Source organism: Streptomyces sp. NPDC001508, from assembly GCF_040298665.1.
GTDB lineage: Bacteria > Actinomycetota > Actinomycetes > Streptomycetales > Streptomycetaceae > Streptomyces.
Map to the genome: position 1 here is coordinate 24,452 of NZ_JBEPAP010000024.1, position 20,835 is coordinate 45,286.

Annotated in this window: 23 protein-coding genes and 1 pseudogene; 16 read left to right on the plus strand and 8 right to left on the minus strand. The window is 71.4% G+C overall.

Going from position 1 to position 20,835, the window contains the following annotated elements; all coding sequences use genetic code 11:
- Nucleotides 1-200: 200 nt before the first annotated feature.
- Nucleotides 201-1,340, plus strand: a complete 1,140-nt coding sequence (locus ABT245_RS22045; RefSeq protein WP_351736052.1) for a DUF2786 domain-containing protein — start codon at nt 201-203, stop codon at nt 1,338-1,340.
- A gap of 189 nt (nt 1,341-1,529) precedes the next feature.
- Here ABT245_RS22045 and ABT245_RS22050 read toward each other — a convergent pair whose 3' ends face one another.
- The 4 genes from ABT245_RS22050 to rpmB form a co-directional block, all read right to left on the minus strand.
- Nucleotides 1,530-2,045, minus strand: a complete 516-nt coding sequence (locus ABT245_RS22050; RefSeq protein ID WP_351736054.1) for a DUF4232 domain-containing protein — start codon at nt 2,043-2,045, stop codon at nt 1,530-1,532.
- Between the two features lie 646 nt (nt 2,046-2,691).
- A complete protein-coding gene (locus tag ABT245_RS22055) occupies nt 2,692-3,192 on the minus strand; it encodes a hypothetical protein (RefSeq protein ID WP_351736056.1) in 501 nt (166 codons plus the stop codon).
- Between the two features lie 56 nt (nt 3,193-3,248).
- A complete protein-coding gene (gene rpsN, locus ABT245_RS22060; protein ID WP_351736058.1) occupies nt 3,249-3,554 on the minus strand; it encodes a 30S ribosomal protein S14 in 306 nt (101 codons plus the stop codon).
- Between the two features lie 18 nt (nt 3,555-3,572).
- Complete coding sequence (gene rpmB, locus ABT245_RS22065; protein ID WP_351736060.1) at nt 3,573-3,809, minus strand: 50S ribosomal protein L28; 237 nt, start codon at nt 3,807-3,809, stop codon at nt 3,573-3,575.
- Between the two features lie 62 nt (nt 3,810-3,871).
- Between rpmB and rpmG the strand changes: the two genes are divergently transcribed.
- The 8 genes from rpmG (at nt 3,872) to ABT245_RS22105 (ending at nt 7,530) form a co-directional block, all read left to right on the plus strand.
- A complete protein-coding gene (gene rpmG / locus ABT245_RS22070) occupies nt 3,872-4,036 on the plus strand; it encodes a 50S ribosomal protein L33 (protein WP_351736062.1) in 165 nt (54 codons plus the stop codon).
- 9 nt (nt 4,037-4,045) lie between these two features.
- Nucleotides 4,046-4,300 (plus strand): type B 50S ribosomal protein L31, encoded by a 255-nt coding sequence (locus tag ABT245_RS22075; RefSeq protein WP_351736064.1) that lies wholly within the window; start codon nt 4,046-4,048, stop codon nt 4,298-4,300.
- On the plus strand, nt 4,297-5,568 hold the full coding sequence (locus tag ABT245_RS22080) for a CobW family GTP-binding protein (RefSeq protein ID WP_351736066.1): 1,272 nt from the start codon (nt 4,297-4,299) through the stop codon (nt 5,566-5,568). Before ABT245_RS22075 ends, ABT245_RS22080 begins: the two co-directional genes overlap by 4 nt.
- 5 nt (nt 5,569-5,573) lie before the next feature.
- The gene (rpsR, locus tag ABT245_RS22085; protein WP_351736068.1) at nt 5,574-5,807 is read left to right on the plus strand and encodes a 30S ribosomal protein S18; all 234 of its coding nucleotides are present in this window, start codon (nt 5,574-5,576) and stop codon (nt 5,805-5,807) included.
- A 94-nt stretch (nt 5,808-5,901) separates the two neighbouring features.
- Entirely contained in the window at nt 5,902-6,291 is a 390-nt protein-coding gene (locus ABT245_RS22090) for a VOC family protein (protein ID WP_351736070.1), read from the plus strand.
- Nucleotides 6,288-6,641 (plus strand): ArsR/SmtB family transcription factor, encoded by a 354-nt coding sequence (locus tag ABT245_RS22095; protein WP_351736072.1) that lies wholly within the window; start codon nt 6,288-6,290, stop codon nt 6,639-6,641. The genes ABT245_RS22090 and ABT245_RS22095 overlap by 4 nt, the downstream gene beginning before the upstream one ends.
- Complete coding sequence (locus tag ABT245_RS22100) at nt 6,638-7,114, plus strand: SRPBCC family protein (protein ID WP_351736074.1); 477 nt, start codon at nt 6,638-6,640, stop codon at nt 7,112-7,114. Before ABT245_RS22095 ends, ABT245_RS22100 begins: the two co-directional genes overlap by 4 nt.
- Before the next feature lie 197 nt (nt 7,115-7,311).
- Nucleotides 7,312-7,530, plus strand: coding sequence for a DUF397 domain-containing protein (locus ABT245_RS22105; protein WP_388719932.1), 219 nt, complete (start codon nt 7,312-7,314; stop codon nt 7,528-7,530).
- 108 nt (nt 7,531-7,638) lie between these two features.
- Here the strand turns inward: ABT245_RS22105 and ABT245_RS22110 are convergent, their stop codons facing one another.
- Entirely contained in the window at nt 7,639-8,109 is a 471-nt protein-coding gene (locus ABT245_RS22110; RefSeq protein ID WP_351736078.1) for an ATP-binding protein, read from the minus strand.
- 353 nt (nt 8,110-8,462) lie between these two features.
- Here ABT245_RS22110 and ABT245_RS22115 point away from each other — a divergent pair, with 353 nt between their 5' ends.
- From ABT245_RS22115 to ABT245_RS22135, 5 genes are all read left to right on the plus strand, one after another.
- Nucleotides 8,463-9,299, plus strand: coding sequence for a Sco1979 family transcriptional regulator (locus ABT245_RS22115; protein WP_502982164.1), 837 nt, complete (start codon nt 8,463-8,465; stop codon nt 9,297-9,299).
- 191 nt (nt 9,300-9,490) lie between these two features.
- Nucleotides 9,491-10,951, plus strand: a complete 1,461-nt coding sequence (locus tag ABT245_RS22120) for an aldehyde dehydrogenase family protein (RefSeq protein ID WP_351736080.1) — start codon at nt 9,491-9,493, stop codon at nt 10,949-10,951.
- Nucleotides 10,952-11,601: 650 nt separating this feature from the next.
- On the plus strand, nt 11,602-12,243 hold the full coding sequence (locus ABT245_RS22125) for a PadR family transcriptional regulator (RefSeq protein ID WP_351736082.1): 642 nt from the start codon (nt 11,602-11,604) through the stop codon (nt 12,241-12,243).
- 73 nt (nt 12,244-12,316) lie between these two features.
- Nucleotides 12,317-13,282, plus strand: coding sequence for an ATP-binding cassette domain-containing protein (locus ABT245_RS22130; protein WP_351736084.1), 966 nt, complete (start codon nt 12,317-12,319; stop codon nt 13,280-13,282).
- Entirely contained in the window at nt 13,279-14,031 is a 753-nt protein-coding gene (locus ABT245_RS22135) for an ABC transporter permease (RefSeq protein WP_351736086.1), read from the plus strand. Before ABT245_RS22130 ends, ABT245_RS22135 begins: the two co-directional genes overlap by 4 nt.
- A gap of 203 nt (nt 14,032-14,234) precedes the next feature.
- Here the strand turns inward: ABT245_RS22135 and gad are convergent, their stop codons facing one another.
- The gene (gad, locus tag ABT245_RS22140; RefSeq protein WP_351736088.1) at nt 14,235-15,647 is read right to left on the minus strand and encodes a glutamate decarboxylase; all 1,413 of its coding nucleotides are present in this window, start codon (nt 15,645-15,647) and stop codon (nt 14,235-14,237) included.
- A gap of 38 nt (nt 15,648-15,685) precedes the next feature.
- On the minus strand, nt 15,686-16,969 hold the full coding sequence (locus ABT245_RS22145; protein WP_351736090.1) for an ion channel protein: 1,284 nt from the start codon (nt 16,967-16,969) through the stop codon (nt 15,686-15,688).
- A gap of 110 nt (nt 16,970-17,079) precedes the next feature.
- Between ABT245_RS22145 and ABT245_RS22150 the strand changes: the two are divergent.
- Both ABT245_RS22150 and ABT245_RS22155 read left to right on the plus strand, forming a co-directional pair.
- Nucleotides 17,080-17,831 (plus strand): annotated as a pseudogene (locus ABT245_RS22150) (MerR family transcriptional regulator); the annotation flags it as partial.
- A gap of 172 nt (nt 17,832-18,003) precedes the next feature.
- Nucleotides 18,004-18,954, plus strand: coding sequence for a VTT domain-containing protein (locus tag ABT245_RS22155; RefSeq protein ID WP_351736092.1), 951 nt, complete (start codon nt 18,004-18,006; stop codon nt 18,952-18,954).
- A 49-nt stretch (nt 18,955-19,003) separates the two neighbouring features.
- On the opposite strand, the gene ABT245_RS22160 is transcribed toward ABT245_RS22155, so the two are convergent.
- Nucleotides 19,004-20,668: a threonine/serine exporter family protein gene (locus ABT245_RS22160; protein ID WP_351736094.1), complete on the minus strand. Its 1,665-nt coding sequence runs from the start codon at nt 20,666-20,668 to the stop codon at nt 19,004-19,006.
- Nucleotides 20,669-20,835 lie beyond the last annotated feature (167 nt).

A 20,835-nucleotide genomic window follows, 5' to 3' on the forward strand; every position in this document is an offset into this window, starting at 1 on the left:
CGCGGACCGGGGTGGTCCGCGTCGGCGTGTCGGCTCCGCGCCCGGATCGGCCCCCAGAGTCCCCGCCCGGATCGGTGCCCAAGGTCTGCGCCCCGGATCGGTGCCAGGCTCCTTGCCCGGATCGGTGTCTCGGGCGGGGAGTTATCCACAGGGTGTGGACGGCGTGGGCCGCTGTCGGTGGGGCGTGGCACGATCGACGGGTGAGCAGCAGTACGACCAGCACCGTGGAGCGGGCCTTCCGGGTCGCCCTCTACGACGGCACCGATTCCGGCCTCGACACGGGCGCGTCCCTCCTCGCGGCCGACCCCGCCGCGGACGCCGAACTCGCCCTGCGGGGCGAGGAGTTCGTGGCGGCGTCCTGGCGGCGCGGCTGGCAGCCCGCCGATGTCGTCCGGATGGTGCGACGCGAACTGGAGGACGTGCACATCGGGCTGGCGGCGGCGCTGATCCGCGCGCAGTCGGCGGCCGACCGGCCCCGCGGCCCGCGCTGGGCGGCGCAGCTCGCCGACCTCCCGGCCGCTCCCGCGCGCGGGACGGACCGCTTCTCGCACGCGACCGCCGTCCTGGAGCTGTACCGGCTGCTGCTGCGGCTGCCCACCCTGGAAACGCCGGCGGACCCCCCGAGCGCTCGACCGGCCCCGGACGGGCAGGCGCCGGACCGGGGGCGTCCGGCCGACCGCATGCTCGGCCGGATCCGTGCGCTGCTCGCCAAGGCGGAGGCGACCGGGTATCCGGAGGAGGCGGAGGCGCTGAGCGCCAAGGCGCAGGAGCTGATGGCCCGGCACAGCATCGATGAGGCGCTGCTGGCCGCCGAGGCGCCCGCTGCGGACGCGCCCGGCGCCTGGCGGATCGGGGTCGAGCCGCCGTACGAGCAGGCCAAGGCGGTGCTTCTGGACGCGGTCGCCACCGCGAACCACTGCCGCGCGGTGTGGCACGAGCCGTTCGGCTTCTCCACGGTCGTCGGTTTCGCGGCGGACCTGGAGGCGGTCGAGCTGCTGTACACCTCGCTGCTGGTGCAGGCCACGCACGCCATGGCCACGGCGGAGGCGGCGCAGCGGGCGGGTGGGCGCAAGCGGACCAAGACCTTCCGGCAGTCGTTCCTCGCGGCCTACGCCCAGCGAGTCGGCGACCGCCTCACGGCCGCCGCCGAGATCCAGGCCGGCCCCGAGCTGCTCCCGGTCCTGGCCACCCGGGAGGTCGCGGTGAGCGAACACATGGAGCGCATGTTCCCGCACACGACCTCGACCCGTCTGCGTGGGGTCGGTGACGCGGCGGGTTGGGTGGAGGGTGCCCGTGCGGCGGATCGGGCGCGGGTTGTGTCTCATCGTGGGGTGGAGTGAGCGTGGGCTCGGGGGTGTGGGTGTGTTCTGGGTTCGGTCGCTGGATTGCTGGGGGCGTCTCGTTCCGTGGGGGTGGGGCCGGTGACGCGGCGGGTCGGGTGGAGGGTGCCCGTGCGGCGGATCGGGCGCGGGTCGTGTCCCGCCGTGGGGTGGAGTGAGCGTGGGTCCGGGGTGCGGTGTGGGCCGGGCTCAGTCGCCGGACTGCTGGAAGGCGCCCACGGAGGCGTCCGGGGTGTCCTCGCCGGTCTTGCCCGCGACGGGGCCGTACGTCCACGGGAAGCTCTTGACGTCCTTGGAGCCCGGCAGGCTGATCTCCACCGTCTTCGCCGCCACACCGGTCCCGTCGCCCGCCGCACCGCGCACATAGCTGATCGTGAAGGACGCCGAGTCGCCCTTGGCGAGCTTCAGCTTCTGCGCCTTCGCGTCCTTCAGGGCGGGCACGGTGACCGGGGTCCCGCCGGCGTCCAGTGCGACGCCGGCGAAGCCGTCCAGGGTGCACGGCGCGCTCTGGTTGGTGATGCTGACGGGCACCTCACCCGTGTCACCGGCGGCCGGGGCCACACTCGCCGACCCGATCTGCAGGGAGACCCCGCCAACGGCGCAGGCCGAGCCGCCCTTGTCGTTCGTGCCCCCACCGCCGTCGTCGCAGGCGGTGAGAGCGAGGGCGGTGGCGAGGACGGTGACGGTGAGCGGAATGGCGCGCATGTGTGGGGTCCCTGTCGAGGTCGTGACGGTGTACCCAGCATCATCATGCCTGGCGCCCGCACCCGATCGCGCGCCCCCACCCTCTCCGGCTCACCAACCGACCCCTCCCGGGTCAGGAGCCGACCCTCCGGGTCACGAACGGTCCTCTCCCGGGTCAGGAACGGCCCCCTCCTGCGTCAGGAACCGGCCATCCGCATCAGGAGCCGACCCTCCGGGTCACGAAACGGTCCCCTCTCCGGGTCAGGAGCTGACCCTCCCAGGTCAGGAGCCGCCCCCTCCCGGGTCGGGAACGACCCTCCCCGTCAGGAGCTGACCCTCCCGGGTGGCGAACGGCCCCCTCAGGCTCTCGAACCGACCCTCCGCGTCAGGAACCCACCCTCCCTGGTCAGGAGCCGACCCCCGAGTCAGGAGTCGCCCCCTCCCGGGTCGGGAACGACCCTCCCCGTCAGGAACCGCCCCTTCCGCATCGCGAACGGCCCCCTCCCGGGTCGCGAACGGCCCCCTCAGGCTCTCGAACCGACCCTCCGCGTCAGGAACCGACCCTCCGGGTCACGAACGGCCCCCTCCCGGTCAGGAGCCGACCCCCCCGGTCAGGAACGGCACCCGGGTCACGAACGGCACCCGGGTCAGGAACGGCTCCTCCCCGTCAGGAACCGAGGTTCGTCGTGGGCAGTCCCGTCGGCAGCTTGCCGCCCTCGGCCTTGGCGTAGGTCTCCTGGCCCAGCTTGCCGGACCAGGTCACCTTCAGGGTGTCCCCGTCCACGGAGTCGACCATCCCGGACTTCCGGTCGTCGCTGCCGTCCGTACAGGTCAGATGGATCATCTGCATGCCCGACTCCTGTCCGGCGGTCCCGCTGCACACGGCACCGCCGGTCGCGAAGAGCCCGGCCCGCTCGCCGGTGATCACCAGGGCCACGGCCTTGCCGCCGGACGTGGTGAGCCAGCTGCCCTGAAGGGTGCCGGACGAGGCCGTGGCACCGCCGGTCTCCGAGGCGGACGCGGTGGAGGAGGGGGCCGAGCCGGCCGCGGACGTGCTCGGACGCGGTGAGGCGTCGGAGCCGCCGCCACCGCACGCGGTCAGCGTGAGCGCGCCCGTCAGCCCCGCGGCCGTGGCCGCGATCCGAACCGTCCTAGTCGCCGAAGTCACTGGAAGCTCCCAAGCTGTAGCCGGCCTGTCGAACGACCGCAGCAAGCTACCAGGACTTACCGGGAGGACTTCCGTACGCCGGGCAGGTGTCCGCGGTGCGCCAGCTCGCGCAGGTTGATCCGGGACAGTCCGAAGGCGCCGAGGTAGCCGCGCGGACGGCCGTCCACCTGGTCACGGTTGCGCACGCGCGTGGCGCTGGCGTCGCGCGGCTGCCCGTGCAGTTCCCGCTGCGCGGCGAGCCGCTGCTCCTCGGCGGAGGACGGCCGCCGGATGATCTCCTTCAGCTCGGCGCGGCGGGCGGCGTGCCGGGCGACGGTCCGCCGCCGTTCCTCGTTCTTCGCGATCTTGCTCTTCTTCGCCATGGCGTTCTCCCGTCTTCCTCAGACCTTCACTCCGCGCGCGCGGATGCGCGCCACGGCCGCCTCGACGCCGATCGCGTCGACCGTCTTGATCGCCTTCGTGCTCAGCCGCAGCCGTACGTACCGGCCCTCGCCGGGCAGCCAGTAGCGCTTGGTCTGGATGTTGGGGTCGAAGCGGCGGGACGTGCGCCGGTGGGAGTGGGAGATGCGGTTGCCGAAGCCGGGCTGTGCGCCGGTCAGCATGCAGTGGGCGGACATGGGTGACGTACCTCTCCTCGTCTACTGCTGTTAATGGAATTCATTTTCAGTAACATAGCAGCATGGCTCGCAACGAACTCCGTCCGGTCATCAAGCTCCGGTCCACGGCCGGGACCGGCTACACCTACGTGACCCGCAAGAACCGCCGCAACGACCCGGACCGCATGACTCTGCGCAAGTACGACCCGGTCCTCGGCCGGCATGTCGACTTCCGAGAGGAGCGCTGAACCCCCGCCATGCGCAAGGCAATCCACCCGGCCTACGGTCCCGTGGTCTTCCGGGACCGGGCCGCGAACCACGCCTTCCTCACCCGGTCGACCATGACCAGCGAGAAGACCATCGAGTGGGAGGACGGCAACACCTACCCGGTGGTGGACGTCGAGATCTCGAACGTCAGCCACCCCTTCTACACCGGCACCGCCCGCGTCCTGGACACGGCGGGGCGCGTCGAGCGCTTCGAGCGTCGGTACGGGAAACGGGGCGGAGCGTGAGTCTGTCGGTCGTGATCGTCGGCGGGCTGCACGCCGACGCCCGCAGGACGGCCGTGGCGCGGCTCCTCGCGGACGTGCCCGGCAGCGTCGTGCTCCATCACGACCTGGAGACGGCCCCGGCCGGCACGGTGGTGCGCACGGTCCGCGACGCCGGCGGGCTGCTGGCCGTCGGCGAGGCGCCCCTCGTCAACGACTGTGCGTGCTGCGCGCTGCGCGAGGACCTGGTGCCCGAGCTGCGCCGGCTCGCACGGGACGGGCGGACCCGGCTCGCGGTGGTGGAGCTGTGGGACTCGGTCGAGCCCAAGGCGATGGCCGAGGTGGTCACCGCGGGCGGGCTCACCGTCACCGGCGTGATCACCGCCGTCGACCCGGCCCTGGTGCTGCCGTACCTCGGCAACGGCGACGACCTCGCCGAGCGCGGGCTCGCGGCGGCGGCCACCGACCAGCGCACGGTCGCCGACACCTTCGCCCGGCAACTGGAGTACGCCCCCGTGCTCGCCGTGGCCGATTCGCCCGAGGCCGACGACGAGGACCGCGAACTGCTGTCGCAGCTCCACCCGACGGCCCGGCAGGTCCCGATCGCGGACAGCCGGTCGTTCGGCGGCGCCACGGGGCTCCCGGTCGAGCAGGTCCACGCCGGCGAAGTCGGCGCGCCGCGGGGCCAGGACCGGCCGGAGGCGGGGGACGCGGACACGGCGAACGCGGTGGGCCCGGCGGGCGGCCGTCCGCTTCCGGCGCTCGCGCGCGCCGCCCTCGCCGGATTCGACGTGGAGGCCGCCGCGGCGGCCCAGCACCCGGCCTGCGCCCTGCTGCCCGCGGAGGCCGACGCGCACGGTGTCGCCACCTTCGTCTGGCGTCGGCACCGGCCCTTCCACCCGGAGCGGCTGTACGCGGCGCTGGAGGACGTGACCTGCGCCGCCGCCCGCAGCCGGGGGCGGTTCTGGCTCGCCGACCGTCCCGACACGCTGCTGCACTGGGACGCGGCGGGCGGTGCCCTGTGCGTGGAGAGCGCGGGCCCGTGGCTGGCCTCGCTGCCCGACGCCGCCTGGGACATGATCCCGCCGGTGCGCCGTGCCGCCGCCGCGCTGGACTGGCACCCGGAGCACGGCGACCGCTGCCAGCACCTCGTCTTCACCTCACCCGGACTCGACCGCGACGGACTGGCGCGGCTGCTGGAGTCCTGCCTGCTGACCGACGCCGAGTACGCCGCCGGGCGCGACGCCTGGAAGCGGCTGCCGCCCGCCTTCGACTCCCTCCTGGAGGTCTGACCGCCATGCCCCGCAAGAGTGAGCGCAAGCCCGTCAAGAACCGGCCCAACCCGCTGGAGCAGGCCGGGATCGAGTACATCGACTACAAGGACACCGATCTGCTGCGCAGATTCATCTCGGACCGCGGCAAGATCCGCAGCCGGCGGGTCACGCATGTCACCGCACAGCAGCAGCGGCTCCTGGCCCGTGCGATCAAGAACGCCCGTGAGATGGCCCTGCTGCCCTACTCCAGCCGCTGAGAGCACCCCCGGGCGCTGTGAGACGCCCCACAGAAACAGGTAGGAGATTCCCTATGTTTGACGCGTAGGGAATCTCCTACTTATGGTCGGACGCATGACCATCACGCATGCCTCGTTCGTCACGCTCCCCGTCGCCGACCAGGACCGTGCCCTGCGCTTCTACACCGAGGTCCTCGGCTTTCGGGTCACCGCCGACCTCGACATGCCCCAGGGCCGATGGCTCCAGGTCGCTCCCGAGGGCGCACAGACCGTCTTCACGCTCTCCGGGCAGGGGATGGGCGATTTCCGACCCGGTTCGAGCCGGGGGATCATGTTGGTGACGACCGATGTCGACGCCGACTGCGCGCGGCTCGCCGAGGCGGGCACCGCCGTGCGGGGCCCGGACGAGTTCCCGTGGGGCCGGATGGCCTCCTTCCGGGACCCGGACGGCAACGGTCTGATGCTGCTCACGGAGGCTCGGCGCTGGGCGGGAAGGAACGCATGACGACGACCGGGGCCCGCGAGGACGCCGAGGACCGCGTCTTCGCCGCGCTCGCCAACGCCACCCGGCGCGAGGTGCTGCGGCTCCTGCGCGACGGCGGGCCGCAGCCCGTCCAGGCCCTGGCCGATCACTTCGCGATGCGCCGCCCCAGCCTCTCGGAGCACCTCAAGGTGCTCCGGGCGGCCGGCCTCGTCTCCGAGCAGCGCTCCGGCCGGCAGCGCATCTACCGTCTGGAGGCGGCGCCGCTCGCCGAGTTGCAGGACTGGCTCCATCCGTACGAGCGGTTCTGGCGCGACCGTCTGAAGGGGCTCGGCGAACTGCTCGACCGCATGCCCGACAGTGATCGCTCATGAGCGACCGCCCCCCGGAAGGCGACGCAGGCGACCTCACCACCATCCGCGTCGACCAGTTCCTCCCGCACCCGCCCGCCAAGGTCTGGCGTGCCCTCACCGAGCCCGAACTGCTCGCGCAGTGGCAGATGCCCGGCGCTGAGCAGTTCCGGCTCGAGGTCGGCCACCGGTACCGGATGACCTCGGTTCCGCGTCCCCACTCCCGCTTCTCCGGCGTCGTCGACGTGCTGGTTCTCGCCTACGACGTCGAGCGGATGCTGTCCGTCCGGTGGACTGACGCCGATCCGGCCAATCCCGCGGACTGGACCATCACCTGGACGCTGGAACAGGAAGGGCGCGGCACGCGTCTGTTCCTGGTGCACGAGGGATTCGACCCGGACGACCCGGCACAGATGATGGCGCGGAAGATCATGGACGGGGGTTGGCGTAAGCATGTCATGCGAAGCCTGGGGCAGACGCTTGAAGGGCTTCGGTAAAAGGGTCGTCAAAGCTGTAACCAAAGGACCACCCCGCGTGCACGTGCATTCGCCCATGCATCTGCACATGAACAAGGTTATGATCACGATCAGTTGACCACTGCATCAATGGCCACACCAGCCAGTGCACCAGCGGGGAGCAACCTGTGAACCTCGACGTTGACGGCGGGTACGGGGGGTACGACGTGTACAACGGCATGGCTGCCACGCAGTTGGCCGGCGTGGCCTGGCAGAAGAGCCGGTACAGCAACTCGCAGGGCTCCTGCGTGGAGTTCGCCCGGCTGCCCGGCGGAGACGTGGCCGTACGCAACTCCCGCTACCCCGACGGACCCGCCCTCGTCTACACCCGCGCGGAGATCGAGGCGATGCTGCTCGGGATCAAGGACGGCGAGTTCGACCACCTGATAACGAGCTGACGCCGGCGCCCCGAGCTGACGCCGGCGTCCGGGCAGCCGTCGGCACCCCGTCGTACGAGACCGGGGAGACGCGCGTAGAACGGCGGCGTCGGACGGTGCGGTGCCGCGTCAGACCCCCGGCGGGAGCCGGAACAGGGCCCAGACGACCTTGCCGCTGATGGTGCCCGCGAGCGGGTGCCAGCCCCAGCCCTCGCTGAAGGACTCGACGAGGAACAGCCCGCGTCCCGACTCCGCCACATGGTCCTCGACGGCATGGGCGACCGGGGTGTCGTGGCTGGGATCGCGCACCGCGCACACCAGCCGCTCGGTCCAGCGCATCAGATGCAGCCGCACCGCCGCGGACGGATCGACGCCGCCGTCGCCCGGCAGCGCGTGCCGCAGGGCGTTGGTGACGAGTTCCGAGACGACCAGGCATATGTCGTCGAAGCGGTCGCCGACGTCCCACTGGTCCAGGGTGCCGCGGGTGAACCGACGGGCCTCGCGCACCGCCTCGTACCGGGCGGGCAGGGCGCAGGAGGCGGCGCTGGAGGCGGCCGCCGGGTCCAGTGGCGGAAGGCCCTGCCGTAACGGCTTGAGCATGGTCGATCCATTCGTCCCCATGCGAGGCACTCCCGGGAATTCGCGGTCGTTGCGATGCAGCGGTGGCGCGGGACCATGGTTTCGGATGCGCACAGCAGATGCAAGGGCAGATGCACGTGCACGAGGCCGAATTGCTCCCTCCCGTACCACTTCTTGGTCATTTTTTCCGCCAACCTTGCGCACGAGGCTCGCCGGTTCACTGCTCCGTCCCGGCTCCTTCCTGCGGGAGAACTCTGGCGTCTTTCCGTTTCCGTAACCGGACGAGTACTGCTCGAAGTGTTTTAGTGGCAGACTTCGGCCCTTGAAGACGGTTGGGGAGGCTGGCGAACGTGAGCGCGGGAGAGCCCGGATCGGTGGTGCGACGCATGCTGCTCGGCTCGCAACTCAGGCGACTGCGTGAGTCTCGCGGCATCACGCGCGAGGCCGCGGGGTACTCGATCCGTGCCTCGGAGTCGAAGATCAGCCGGATGGAGCTGGGCCGGGTGAGCTTCAAGACACGGGACGTGGAAGACCTGCTGACGCTGTACGGCATCACGGACGAGGTGGAGCGCGAGTCGCTGCTCTCGCTCGCCCGGGAGGCGAACGTGGCCGGCTGGTGGCACAGCTACTCCGATGTACTGCCGAGTTGGTTCCCCACCTATGTGGGCCTGGAGGGCGCCGCCTCCCTCATCAGGGTGTACGAGGTGCAGTTCGTGCACGGTCTGCTGCAGACCGAGGAGTACGCCCGTGCGGTCGTGCGGCGCGGCATGAAGGGCGCGAGCGTCGCCGACGTGGAACGGCGCGTCACGCTGCGCCTGGAACGGCAGAAGTACCTCGTCGCCGAGAACGCGCCCGAGTTCCATATCGTCCTGGACGAGGCCGCCCTGCGCCGTCCCTACGGCGACCGGGAGGTGATGCGCGGCCAGCTCCAGCACCTGATCGAGATCTCCCAGCAGCCCAACGTACGGCTGCAGATCATGCCGTTCGGCTTCGGCGGGCACTCCGGAGAGAGCGGCGCCTTCACCATCCTCAGCTTCCCCGAGTCCGATCTGTCCGATGTGGTCTATCTGGAGCAGCTCACCAGCGCGCTGTATCTGGACAAACGCGAGGACGTCGCCCAGTACGAGCACGCGCTCAAGGAGTTGCAGCAGGACAGCCCGGGGCCGGACGAGAGCCGTGATCTGCTGCGCGGGCTGCTCCAGCTGTCCTGATCGCGCCCCTGCCCGGCGGGGCGGATCCGATCCCACGGACATTCGTATCCCCAGGTGACACCCCAACTCACCGTCAACACAAGTACGATGACGCCTGATCAGCGTGATGAGACCGTGAGCGTGATCAGCCGTGAAGTTGATCGGGTGTCTGGCTGGCTGCTTCGGCAGCAAGGGGATCGAGGGATCACAACATGTCGTCCTGCTTCACCGACCTGGCCCAGCAGTACATCGACGGTGAGTGGCGTTCGGGCACCGGTTCCTGGGACATCATCGACTTCAACCCGTACGACGGCGAGAAGCTGGCCTCGATCACCATAGCCACCGTCGACGAGGTCGATCTGGCCTACCGGGCCGCGGCCCGTGCCCAGTGCGCGTGGGCCGAGACCAACCCCTACACCCGCCGCCTCCTGTTCGAACGGGTCCTGCGCCTGGTCGAGGAGCGGGAACAGCAGATCACCGACATGATCGTCGCCGAACTCGGCGGCACGCTCCTGAAGGCCCGGTTCGAGATCCACCTCGCCAAGGAGTTCCTGCGCGAGGCGGCCCAGCTGGCGCTGCGCTGCGAGGGCAGGCTCCTGCCGTCCCCGAGCGACGGCAAGGAGAACCGGGTCTACCGTGTCCCGGTCGGCGTGATCGGCGTCATCAGCCCCTTCAACTTCCCCTTCCTGCTGTCGATCAAGCCGGTCGCCTCGGCCCTCGCCCTGGGCAACGCCGTCGTCCTCAAACCCCACCAGGACACCCCGGTGTGCGGCGGCACGCTGCTCGCCCGGCTCTTCGAGGACGCGGGACTGCCGGCCGGGCTGCTGAACGTGGTGCTCACCGACATCGCCGAGATCGGTGACGCCTTCATCGAGCATCCGGTCCCCAAGGTGATCTCCTTCACCGGCTCCGACAAGGTGGGCCGGCACATCGCCACCGTCTGCGCCGGCCAGCTCAAGCGGACGGTGCTGGAACTCGCCGGCAACAGCGCCCTGGTGGTCCTCGACGACGCCGACCTCGACTACGCGGTCGACGCGGCCGTCTTCAGCCGGTACGTCGACCAGGGCCAGGTCTGCATGGCCGCCAACCGGGTCCTGGTGGACCGTGCGGTCGCGGACGAGTTCACCGAGAAGTTCGTGGCCAAGGTCAGGACGCTGAAGACGGGCGACCCGAGCGACCCGCAGACGGTCATCGGGCCGGTCATCAACTCCCTCCAGGCGAACGCCATCTCGGCCGCCATCGAACAGGCCGAGGCCGAGGGCGCCACCGTCCTGGTGCGCGGCAGCACGACCGACAACCTGGTCGAGCCCTCCGTCCTGACGGACGTACCGATCCGCTCCCCGCTGCTGCGCAAGGAGATTTTCGGCCCCGTCGCCCTGCTCGTGCCGTTCGACGGCGAGGAGGAGGCGGTCCGCATCGTCAACGACACCCCGTACGGGCTGAGCGGCGCGGTGCACACGGCCGACATCGAGCGGGGCGTGGCGTTCGCCAAGCGGGTCGAGACGGGGATGTTCCACGTCAACGACGGCACGGTCCACGACGAGCCGCTGGTGCCCTTCGGCGGCGAGAAGCACTCCGGAATCGGCCGCCTGAACGGCGAGACGACGCTGACCGCGTTCACGACCCTGAAGTGGATCTCGGTACAACACGGCCGGACCTCGTTCCCGTTCTGACGGCCCCGGACTTCGGTGGCCGAGGGCACCGGCGGGTGGCGGCCGCGACGGTGGCCACGGACGTCGGCTCCTCCGGGTGAACGGCCCGCACGGTTCGCCGGCAGCCGCGGGCGGACGGCTCGTACGGTCTGGCGGCAGCCGCGGGCGACGGCTTCGCTTGGCTCGGTCGGCGGCTTCTGCGGGCGGCGGAGGACTTCGGCGGCTGCCGGTGTGTGCGAGCGGGTGCCTCTTAGGGGCGGGCGGCATCGGTGGGTGGACGATGCCCGCAGGCGGGAGCGGTTTCGGTGCGTGGGGCGGGTGGAACAGTTGCAGGCCCGCGCTCAGATGGCTCGTGACTCCGGCGCTGTGGCTTCCGCCTTCGGGCGGCCCCACGGGTCGGTATCCGTGGCCGGGCGATGTCGCGGGCAGGCTCATGGGGGCTTGACGGGCTCGTGCCGCGGGGCCCCGCAGGTGGGTGGTCTGGCTGGTTCTGGTCCTTGCGGAGAGGGCGATTTCGCTGGAGGTATTCGCTTTCTTGTGCCCGGCGGGGGGCGGGGCATGGCTTCCCCGGGGCGGTCCCATGCATCGCGGCGTCGGCGGGTGGGGCTCTCGGCGGTCGGTGGTGGGGTCTTGGGTGGGGTGGGTGATCTGGGGGTCATAACCTGGGTCGCATGTCAGCGATCCGTCTTCTCGTGCTGGGCGCCGTCCGTCAGCACGGGCGGGCCCACGGGTATCAGGTGCGCAACGACCTGGAGTACTGGGGCGCGCACGAGTGGTCCAACGCCAAGCCCGGCTCGATCTACCACGCCCTGAAGCAGATGGCCAAGCAGGGCCTGCTGCGCGCGCACGAGATCGCGCCGTCCACCGCCGGAGGCCCGCCGCGCACGGAGTACGAGATCACCGAGGCGGGCACCGAGGAGTACTTCCGGCTGGTGCGCGAGGCGCTGACCTCGTACGACCAGCGGATGGACGTCAAGTCGGCCGCCATCGGCTTCATCGTCGACCTGCCGCGGACCGAGGCGGTGGCGCTGCTGAAGGAGCGGATCCGGCGGATCGAGGAGTGGCGCTCCGCCGTCACCGAGAACTATGTGCCCGAGGAAGGTCCGGGGCAGTACGGGCACATCGGCGAGATCATGAACCTCTGGCTCCACACGGCCGACGGTGAGGCCGAGTGGACGCGGGGACTGATCGAGCGCATCGAGGCGGGTGCGTACACGTTCGCGGGGGAGGGCGCCCAGTTCGTCGGGGTGCTCGCGGACGGCGAGCGGAACCCGTACGCGACGGGTGAGCCGCATCCCGAGGACGACCGCTAATCAAGTTTGACCAATCGAGTGGGAGCAGTTAGCTTCGCCCTAGTAGTCAAGTTTGACTAACGAGGGAGTGGCAGTGACCGAAGCGGCGATCAGCGTCGACGCGGCACGCAAGACATACGGCGGCAGACCCGCGCTGGACGGGCTCGACCTCACGGTCGCCCGCGGCACGGTGCACGGGGTGCTCGGACCCAACGGCGCGGGCAAGACGACCCTGGTCCGGATCCTGTCCACCCTGCTCAGGCCGGACAGCGGCCGGATCGAGGTGGCCGGGCACGACGTGCTGACCCGGGCCCCCGCGGTGCGCCGCCGGATCGGGCTGCTGGGCCAGCACACGGCCCTGGACGAGGAGCTGAGCGGCCGGCAGAACCTGGAGATGTTCGGCCGTCTCCATCACCTGGGCGCCCGCCACGCGCGCGTGCGGGCCGGCGAACTCCTGGAGCGCTTCGGCCTCGCCGACACCGGCCGCCGGCCGGTCCGCGCCTACAGCGGTGGCATGCGCCGCCGTCTCGACCTGGCCGCCTCCCTGATCACGGAGCCGGACGTGCTGTTCCTGGACGAGCCGACCACCGGGCTCGACCCGCGGGGCCGCACCGAGGTGTGGACCTCGGTCCGCTCCCTGGTCGGCGGCGGTACGACGGTCCTGCTCACCACCCAGTACCTGGAGGAGGCCGACCAACTCGCCGACCGCATCTCGGTCGTCGACCACGGCCGGGTCGTCGCCGACGGCACCGCCGACGAACTGAAGGCGCTCACCGGCGGCGACCGCATCGACATCGTGCTGCGCGACGCCGGCCAACTGGGCGCCGCGCTCGCCCTGTTGCCGCTGCGCCCCGCGGACGTCACCGTCGACACCGACCGCCGGCTGCTCAGCGCCCCGGTCACCGACCGGATGGCGGCGCTCTCCGCGGTCGTACGGGCCCTGGAGGGCTCCGGTGTCGAGGCGGCGGACATCGCCCTGCGCCGGCCGACCCTGGACGAGGTGTTCCTGCACCTGACGGGGCGCGAGGACCGTACCGACCGGACCAAGGAGACCGTGTGAGCAGCCACGCCCTGACCGACTCCTGGACCATGACCCGCCGCGAACTCGCCCACTGGGCGCGGCAGCCCGGGTCGTTGCTCGTCGCGCTGCTCTTCCCCGTGATGCTGCTGCTGATGTTCGGCTACCTGGTCGGCGGCGGCCGGGGCGTGCGCGGCGACTACGTCGACTACCTGGTGCCCGGCATGCTCGCGCTCACCATGGCCTTCGGCCTTGAGGGCACGATGCTCGCCGTCACCCAGGACCTCAACAAGGGCGTCATCGACCGCTTCCGCGCCATGCCCATGGCCAACGGGTCGGTGCTGGTGGGCCGTTCGGCCGCCGACATGCTCCAGTCGGCGGCCGGGCTGGTGCTGATGGCCGCGGTGGCCGGCGCGGTGGGCTGGCGGCCGCACGGCGCGGCCGGGGCCTTTCTCGCGGCCTTCGGCCTGCTGCTGCTCTTCCGCTTCGCCATGCTGTGGATCGGCATTTACCTCGCCCTGGTCGCCGGCCGGCCGGAGCTGGTCCAGGCCGTGCAGATCCTCGTCTGGCCGGTCGGCTTCCTGTCCAACGCCTTCGCCACGCCCGACGCCATGCCCGGCTGGCTGGGCACCGCCGTCCAGTGGAACCCGCTGTCCCACACCGCCACCGCCGTACGGGAGTTGCTCGGCGGACAGGGCGCCGCGGGCGGGCAGGTCTGGGCCGCGGTGATCTGGCCGGTCGCACTGCTCGCGGTGTTCTTCCCGCTGGCGGTCCGCAAGTTCCGCCGCTAGTTGCTCCGCTGGTTCGGCCGGGTTTCGTGTGCGGCGCCGTTGGGGTTCGGGGCTTGGTGTGTGGTCGGTTGTCGGTTGGCTACGGGTGCGTTGCGTTGTGGCTGGTCGCGCCGTTCCCCGCGCTCCTTTGGGGCACGGCCCTGGGCGCGCCCGAGCGGTGGAGCCGGATGGTGACTCCGCCCCGGGCTCCTTCGGGGCTCGCGCTAGTGGTGGAAGCCGGTGGCCGACTGTTTGTCCCGGGTCTGGGGGTGCGGCTGGCGGCGCAGCTCTGGCAGGAGGCGGGTCAGGTCTTCGACGAACAGGTCGGCGAGGTCGGCGGAGAAGCCGTTGCGGCACACGATCCGCAGTACGGACAGGTCCTCGCGGTGCGGCGGGAAGGTGTACGCGGGGACCAGCCAGCCGCTCTCGCGCAGCCGCCGGGAGACATCGAAGACGTCGAACGAGGTCACGTCCGGTGCGGTGGTGAAGGCGAACACCGGCAGCTGGTCGCCCCGGGTCAGCAGCCGGAAGTCGCCGAGCGTCTCGATCCGTTCGGCGAGGGCGCGCGCCACGTCCCGGGTGGACTGCTGCACGGCCCGGTAGCCCTCGCGGCCCAGCCGCAGGAAGGTGTAGTACTGCGCGACCACCTGTGCGCCGGGCCGGGAGAAGTTCAGCGCGAAGGTCGGCATGTCGCCGCCCAGGTAGTTGACCCGGAAGACCAGTTCCTCGGGCAGCGCCTCCTTGTCCCGCCACAGTGCCCAGCCGACGCCGGGGTAGACCAGGCCGTACTTGTGCCCGGAGGCGTTGATCGACGCCACCCGCGGCAGGCGGAAGTCCCACGCCAGGTCCTCGTCGAGGAACGGCGCGACCATGCCGCCGGACGCGCCGTCCACGTGCACCGGCACATCCAGGCCGGTGCGGTCCTGGAGGTCGTCCAGGGCCGCGCACAGGTCGGCGATCGGCTCGTAGGAACCGTCGAAGGTGGAGCCGAGGATGCCGACGACCCCGATGGTGTTCTCGTCGCACAGCCCGGCCGCCGCCTGCGGGTCCAGGTGGTAGCGGTCGCCCTCCATCGGCACCTGGCGGGCCTCGACCTCCCAGAAGTTGCAGAACTTCTCCCAGCAGACCTGGACGTTCACGCCCATGACGAGGTTGGGACGGACCCCGCTGGACGGGTAGCGGTCGGGGTTGCGGTGCATCCACCGCCGCTTGAGCGCCATCCCGGCCAGCATGCACGCCTCGCTGGAGCCGGTCGTCGAGCAGCCCACCGCGGCCGACGGGTCCGGCGCGTTCCACAGGTCCGCGAGCATCGCCACACAGCGCCGCTCCAGTTCGGCCGTGCGCGGGTACTCGTCCTTGTCGATCATGTTCTTGTCCTGGCACTCGGCCATCAGGACACCGGCCTGCGGCTCCATCCAGGTGGTGACGAAGGTGGCCAGGTTGAGCCGGGAGTTGCCGTCCAGCATCAGCTCGTCGTGCACCAGTTGGTACGCGGTCGACGGTGCGAGCGGTGCGCTCGGCAGCCGGTGGGTGGGCGGAGCCTCGGCCATGCCGCCGACCGGATTGGCCTCCCCGAAGAACGGATTGACGGACAGCCGCCGGTGTTCGTGTTTCTGCGGGCCTTCGTGCAGTGCCATCAAGGTGCCTTCCTGGAGGATCGAGGGTGGCCGGCCGGTCAGCGCATCGCCGTACCGTCCGCGCGCAACTGCATCTGCGGTCGCCCGGTCACCAGCAGCCAGGCCGGCAGTGAGGCGATGCAGAGCAGCGCGAGGGCCGCGGGCGACGCCACGAGTACCGCGGCGGTGAACAGACTCACCCAAGCCTGCCGGGTGATCGCCAGGAGCATGCCCAGCACACCCGCGGCCACGCCCACCGCCGGCTCGACGGCGGGCACCAGGGCGTGGGCGCACAGGCCGAGGGCGGCGCCCACGAAGACGGCCGGGAAGATCCGGCCGCCCCGGAACCCGCAGGACGCGGCGACCAGCAGCGCGGCCAGCTTCACCACCGCCATCCCGGCGAACTGCCCGGCCGTCCAGCCCTCGGGATGGCGCGCCAGCTCACCGACCTCGTCCAGCCCCTTGAACAGCGTCAGCTGGCCGCCCAGCGCGCCCAGCGCCCCCAGGACGACCCCGCCCGCCGGCAGCATCAGCATCGGGTGCCGCAGCCGTCGGAAGGCCCCGTGGACATGCGGGAAGCCGCAGACGGCGCACAGGCCGAGCAGCGCGCCCGCCGCCGCGACGACGAGCGCCGCGAGCACGTCGGCCCAGGCCGGGCGGCCGATCGGCGGCAGCCGCAGATCGAAGGTCGGGTGGGCGACCAGGGTGGTCGTCAGGGCGCCCGCCGCGCCCGCCGTGAGCGGTGCGAAGACGTTGTCCCACAGCCGCCCCCTGATCGGCCGCCCGGCCAGCGCCTCCGAGATCACCAGGGCCGCCGCCACCGGCGTACCGAACAGCGCGCCGATCGTCGCCGACTCCGCGAGCACCGGCCACAGGCCGCCCGGCAGCCCCGGCGCCAGCCGGGTGCCCAGCCACAGCGCCAGCCCCACGTTCGCGGCGATGATCGGGTTCTCCGGGCCGAGGCTCGGACCGCCCGCGAGCATCAGCGCGGTCGCCAGCAGCAGGCCCGGCAGCACCACGGGCGGCAGCGTGGGCGCGTCCAGGCCCAGGGTGGCCGGATCGGGCCCGGCGTGCCCCGGCACCTTCCACACCACGAGGCCGACGGCGATCCCGGTCGCGGTGAGCATGATGAAGATCCACGCCACGGAGTGACGGCCGATCCCCAGCGTGTCGGGCAGGTCCGCCCAGAGCACGCCCTGGAGCTTCTCGGCCGCCACGCTCACCCCGACGAAGAGCAGACTGGCCAGCACACCCACCACGACGGCGGGCAGGACCAAGGGCAGCAGGGCGCGCGCCGGGGTCGCCGGAGCGGTGGGCGCCTGCCGCGCCGTGTCCTGGGCCACGGGCTCACGATAAACGGACATAAGTGGGTGAACATCCCGAGAGGAATGGGCTTGCACCTCACGTCACGTGAGGGGCGACCGTGGAGCGCGTACCGAGTGAAGGAGCGGAAGTGAGCTACTCCGTGGGACAGGTCGCCGGGTTCGCCGGGGTCACGGTGCGCACCCTGCATCACTACGACGAGATCGGGCTGCTCGTGCCGGGCGGGCGCAGCCGGGCGGGCCACCGGCGGTACAGCGACGCCGATCTCGACCGGCTGCAGCGGATCCTGTTCTACCGGGAACTCGGCTTTCCGCTCGACGAGGTCGCGGTCCTGCTCGACGACCCGGACGCGGACCCGCGCACCTGCGCCGCCGGCATGAACTGCTGACCGCCCGGATCGAGACGTTGCGGCGGATGGCCGAGGCCGTGGAGCACGCCATGGAGGCACGCAGAATGGGCATCAACCTCACTCCGCAGGAGCGGTTCGAGGTCTTCGGGGACAAGGATCCCGAGCAGTACGCCGAGGAGGCGGAGGCGCGCTGGGGCGGCACGCACGCGTACGCCGAGTCGCAGCGCCGCGCCGCCCGCCACAGCAAGGAGGACTGGGAGCGGCTGCAGGCCGAGGCCGACGACTGGAGCGAGCGGTACGGGGCGCTGGTGGACGCGGGCGCGCCCCCGGCGGGCGAGCCGGCCATGGACATGGCCGAGGAGCACCGGCGGCACATCTCCCGGTGGTTCTACGCCTGCCCGCACGACATGCACCGCTGCCTCGGCGAGATGTACGTCGCCGACGAGCGCTTCAAGGCCTTCTACGACGCGACGCGGCCTGGCCTGGCCGAGCACCTGAAGGAAGCGATCCTGGCCAACGCCGCCCGTCACACGGCCTGGACCGCACAGGGCGCCGGGGGCGGCGAGGCACCCCTGTTCGTCCGTTCGTACCGGCGGCGAGGCTTGGAGCCGCCGGTGGAACCCGGGGCGGTCGCCTGGCGTTGATAGCTTTGTGCGGCCGCATCAGGACGCCCCCGCCGCCCTCACCCCTCAGGAGCCCGGAACCGTGACGACGATTGCCCTCGGACCGAGCTGGCTGGACCCCAATTACCTGCTGGACACCTACAGCATCTGGGGCCTGCTCCTCATCGTCTTCGCCGAGTCCGGTCTGCTCATCGGCTTCTTCCTGCCGGGTGACTCGCTGCTGTTCACGGCCGGACTGCTGATCACCTCCGGTCAGCTGGACTTCCCGCTGTGGGGGGCCATCGCCCTGATCTGCGTCGCCGCGATCCTCGGCGACCAGGCGGGCTACATGTTCGGCAAGAAGGTCGGCCCGAGCCTCTTCAACCGCCCGGACTCCCGCCTCTTCAAGCAGGAGAACGTCACCAAGGCACACGAGTTCTTCGAGAAGTACGGCCCGAAGTCCCTGGTCCTGGCCCGCTTCGTGCCCATCGTGCGTACGTTCACGCCGATCATCGCCGGCGTCAGCGGCATGAAGTACCGCTCGTTCCTCGTCTTCAACGTCATCGGCGGTGTCCTGTGGGGCGCGGGCGTCACGCTGCTCGGTTCCTGGCTGGGCAACATCGACTTCGTGAATCAGCACATCGAGATGATCCTCATCCTGATCGTTCTGATCTCGGTCGTGCCGATCATCATCGAGTTTCTGCGGGCCCGCTCCAAGAACAAGGCCAACCCGCCCGCCGAGTCCACCCCGCAGCAGCCCTTCCAGCAGCAGCCCCCGGCCACGGACGACGCCACGACCCAGCTGCGCCGCATCGAGCCCGCCTACGAGCCGCAGCCCCAGCAGCAGGCGCAGCAGCCCCAGCAGCCCCAGCAGCCCCAGGACCCGTACGGCAACTGGAACCAGGGCCAGGACGGCCGGGGCTACGACAACCGGGGCTACGACAACCGGGGCTACGGGAACCAGGGTTACGGCGATCAGAACTACGGCGACGGTGGTGGCTACGGCCGGCAGCAGTACCCGTACGACTCCCGCCAGGGCAACTCCCGTCCCTGACCGACGCGACGACCAGTGGCCCCGAGCCGCCGACCGTACGAACGGCCGCTCAAAAGCCCCTGGTCCGCTTGGCCGCCCGCCGCTTCCCGGCGGAGCCCACCCGAAGGAACAGCCGCGAGATCTCCGCGCCGAGGTTGACCCCGATCGCGATGGCCATGGCCAGGGACGCGGCCTTCGCCAGCGACACCAGCCCCTTGTCGACCTCGTTCTGCGCGATGGACAGCAGACCGAAGTAGGTGGCCGAACCCGGCAGCAGCGGACCGATCGCCGCCGTCGTGTACGGCAGCGCGGACGCGAACCGGTAGCGCGACAGCAACTGCCCGAACAGGCCCACCAGACCCGCCGCCACCGCCGTGGAGGCGACCGGCGAGAGGTTGCCGGCACTGTACATCGCGCCGTACACCGACCATGCGACGCCCCCGTTGAGGGTGACGGCCAGCACCGTGGAGCGCTCCTGCTGGAGCAGCACGGCGAAGGTCAGCGACAGCAGCATCGCCGCCGCGATCTGCAGCAGCGGCCGCTTCTCGATGTTCACCGCGGCCTCCGGGTTGAGCTGGCCGCCGCCCACCTTGACCCCGAAGTACAGGACGACCAGCACGCCGATGACGATGCCGACGTAGAAGTACATGACCTCCAGCAGTCGCGCGGCCGCGGTGATGTAGAAGCCCGTCAGACCGTCCTGGACGCCCGCCACCAGCGCCCGCCCGGGCAGCAGCGCGAACAGCCCACCGGTGATCACGGCCGCCGCCCGTACGTCGACATGGGCCAGGGTGAGCGCCACCCCGATCGCGGCCGGCGGCATCGCGGCCGCCGTGAACTGGTAGAACTCCGGCAGTCCGCGCCCCGCGCACAGCCAGGCGAGCCGGTCGCCGAGCATCGCGCCGACGGCGGCGGCGAAGAACACGATCAGATCGCCGCCGACCAGGACCGAGGCGGCACCGGCCAGCAGCCCGCTCGCCGCGGTCAGCGCCCAGCCCGGGTAGGGGTGCCGGTTGCGGCGGATCTCCGCGAGCCGCCGATAGGCCTCCTCCAGGGAGACATGCGTCTCCGGGTCGGAGAGATCGTCCACGAGCTGGAAGACCGCCGACAGCCGCGTGTAGTCGGTGCCCCGCCTGCGTACCGTCCGTGAGGCCGTCACCGGGTCGTCCACCAGCGACGGCTGGTGGGAGATCGACAGCAGGGTGAAGGTGACGTTGGGCTCGCACCGGTCGAGCCCGTAGGAACGGCAGACCGCGAACATCGCGGCCTCCACGTCCTCGGCGTTCTCCCCGCCCGCCAGCAGCAGCTCGCCGATGCGCAGGGTCAGATCGAGGACGCGCGGGACGGCCGGGCCGTCCTCCTCCGCCTTCGGCACCGGCTCCGGCGCCGGCCGCTCGGCCACCGGCATCCGCAGCATCGCGCGCATCCGGTCCTGCCAGGGCGCGTCCTTGGTCATGCTGACCGCCGGGACCCCGGTCGGCGGCGTGAACAGCGCCGGGGCGTGCTGGGCGCTGTACGTGCTGGGCAGGCTGAACGCCGACCCCTCCGGCTCGGCATCCGCAGGCTGTGGCGAGTCCAGGCCCTCGGGTACGGCGAACTCGGACGTCGTCTCCGACTCGGCACCGGTCCTGGGGACCACGAGGCCCTGGGGAACGGCGAACTCGGACGTGATCTCGGGGTCGTACGTGGTCCTCGCCTCGTCCGAGCGAGGCTTGCGGTCCTCGGCCTCCGTCACTCCTCAGCGCTCCCTGAACGACACCTTCCCTCAGCCTCAGTATGCGCATGGACACACGGACGGGGGGGGCGGCGGGGGGGGGGGGCCGGGGCGGGGGGGGCGGGGGCGGGGTGCGGCCCCGGACCATGGGCGGGGGGGGGTCGCCCGGGTAAGCGCCCGCCCCGGCG

What these genes read in the sequence shown, in the direction of transcription:
- rpmG (WP_351736062.1), top strand. Translation starts at nt 3,872, where the DNA reads ATGGCTCGCAACGAACTCCGTCCGGTCATCAAGCTCCGGTCCACGGCC.
- rpsR (WP_351736068.1), top strand. Translation starts at nt 5,574, where the DNA reads ATGCCCCGCAAGAGTGAGCGCAAGCCCGTCAAGAACCGGCCCAACCCG.
- ABT245_RS22090 (WP_351736070.1), top strand. Translation starts at nt 5,902, where the DNA reads ATGACCATCACGCATGCCTCGTTCGTCACGCTCCCCGTCGCCGACCAG.
- ABT245_RS22075 (WP_351736064.1), top strand. Translation starts at nt 4,046, where the DNA reads ATGCGCAAGGCAATCCACCCGGCCTACGGTCCCGTGGTCTTCCGGGAC.
- rpmB (WP_351736060.1), bottom strand. Translation starts at nt 3,809, where the DNA reads ATGTCCGCCCACTGCATGCTGACCGGCGCACAGCCCGGCTTCGGCAAC.
- ABT245_RS22100 (WP_351736074.1), top strand. Translation starts at nt 6,638, where the DNA reads ATGAGCGACCGCCCCCCGGAAGGCGACGCAGGCGACCTCACCACCATC.
- gad (WP_351736088.1), bottom strand. Translation starts at nt 15,647, where the DNA reads ATGGCACTGCACGAAGGCCCGCAGAAACACGAACACCGGCGGCTGTCC.
- rpsN (WP_351736058.1), bottom strand. Translation starts at nt 3,554, where the DNA reads ATGGCGAAGAAGAGCAAGATCGCGAAGAACGAGGAACGGCGGCGGACC.
- ABT245_RS22095 (WP_351736072.1), top strand. Translation starts at nt 6,288, where the DNA reads ATGACGACGACCGGGGCCCGCGAGGACGCCGAGGACCGCGTCTTCGCC.
- ABT245_RS22050 (WP_351736054.1), bottom strand. Translation starts at nt 2,045, where the DNA reads ATGCGCGCCATTCCGCTCACCGTCACCGTCCTCGCCACCGCCCTCGCT.
- ABT245_RS22120 (WP_351736080.1), top strand. Translation starts at nt 9,491, where the DNA reads ATGTCGTCCTGCTTCACCGACCTGGCCCAGCAGTACATCGACGGTGAG.
- ABT245_RS22125 (WP_351736082.1), top strand. Translation starts at nt 11,602, where the DNA reads ATGTCAGCGATCCGTCTTCTCGTGCTGGGCGCCGTCCGTCAGCACGGG.
- ABT245_RS22105 (WP_388719932.1), top strand. Translation starts at nt 7,312, where the DNA reads ATGGCTGCCACGCAGTTGGCCGGCGTGGCCTGGCAGAAGAGCCGGTAC.
- ABT245_RS22110 (WP_351736078.1), bottom strand. Translation starts at nt 8,109, where the DNA reads ATGCTCAAGCCGTTACGGCAGGGCCTTCCGCCACTGGACCCGGCGGCC.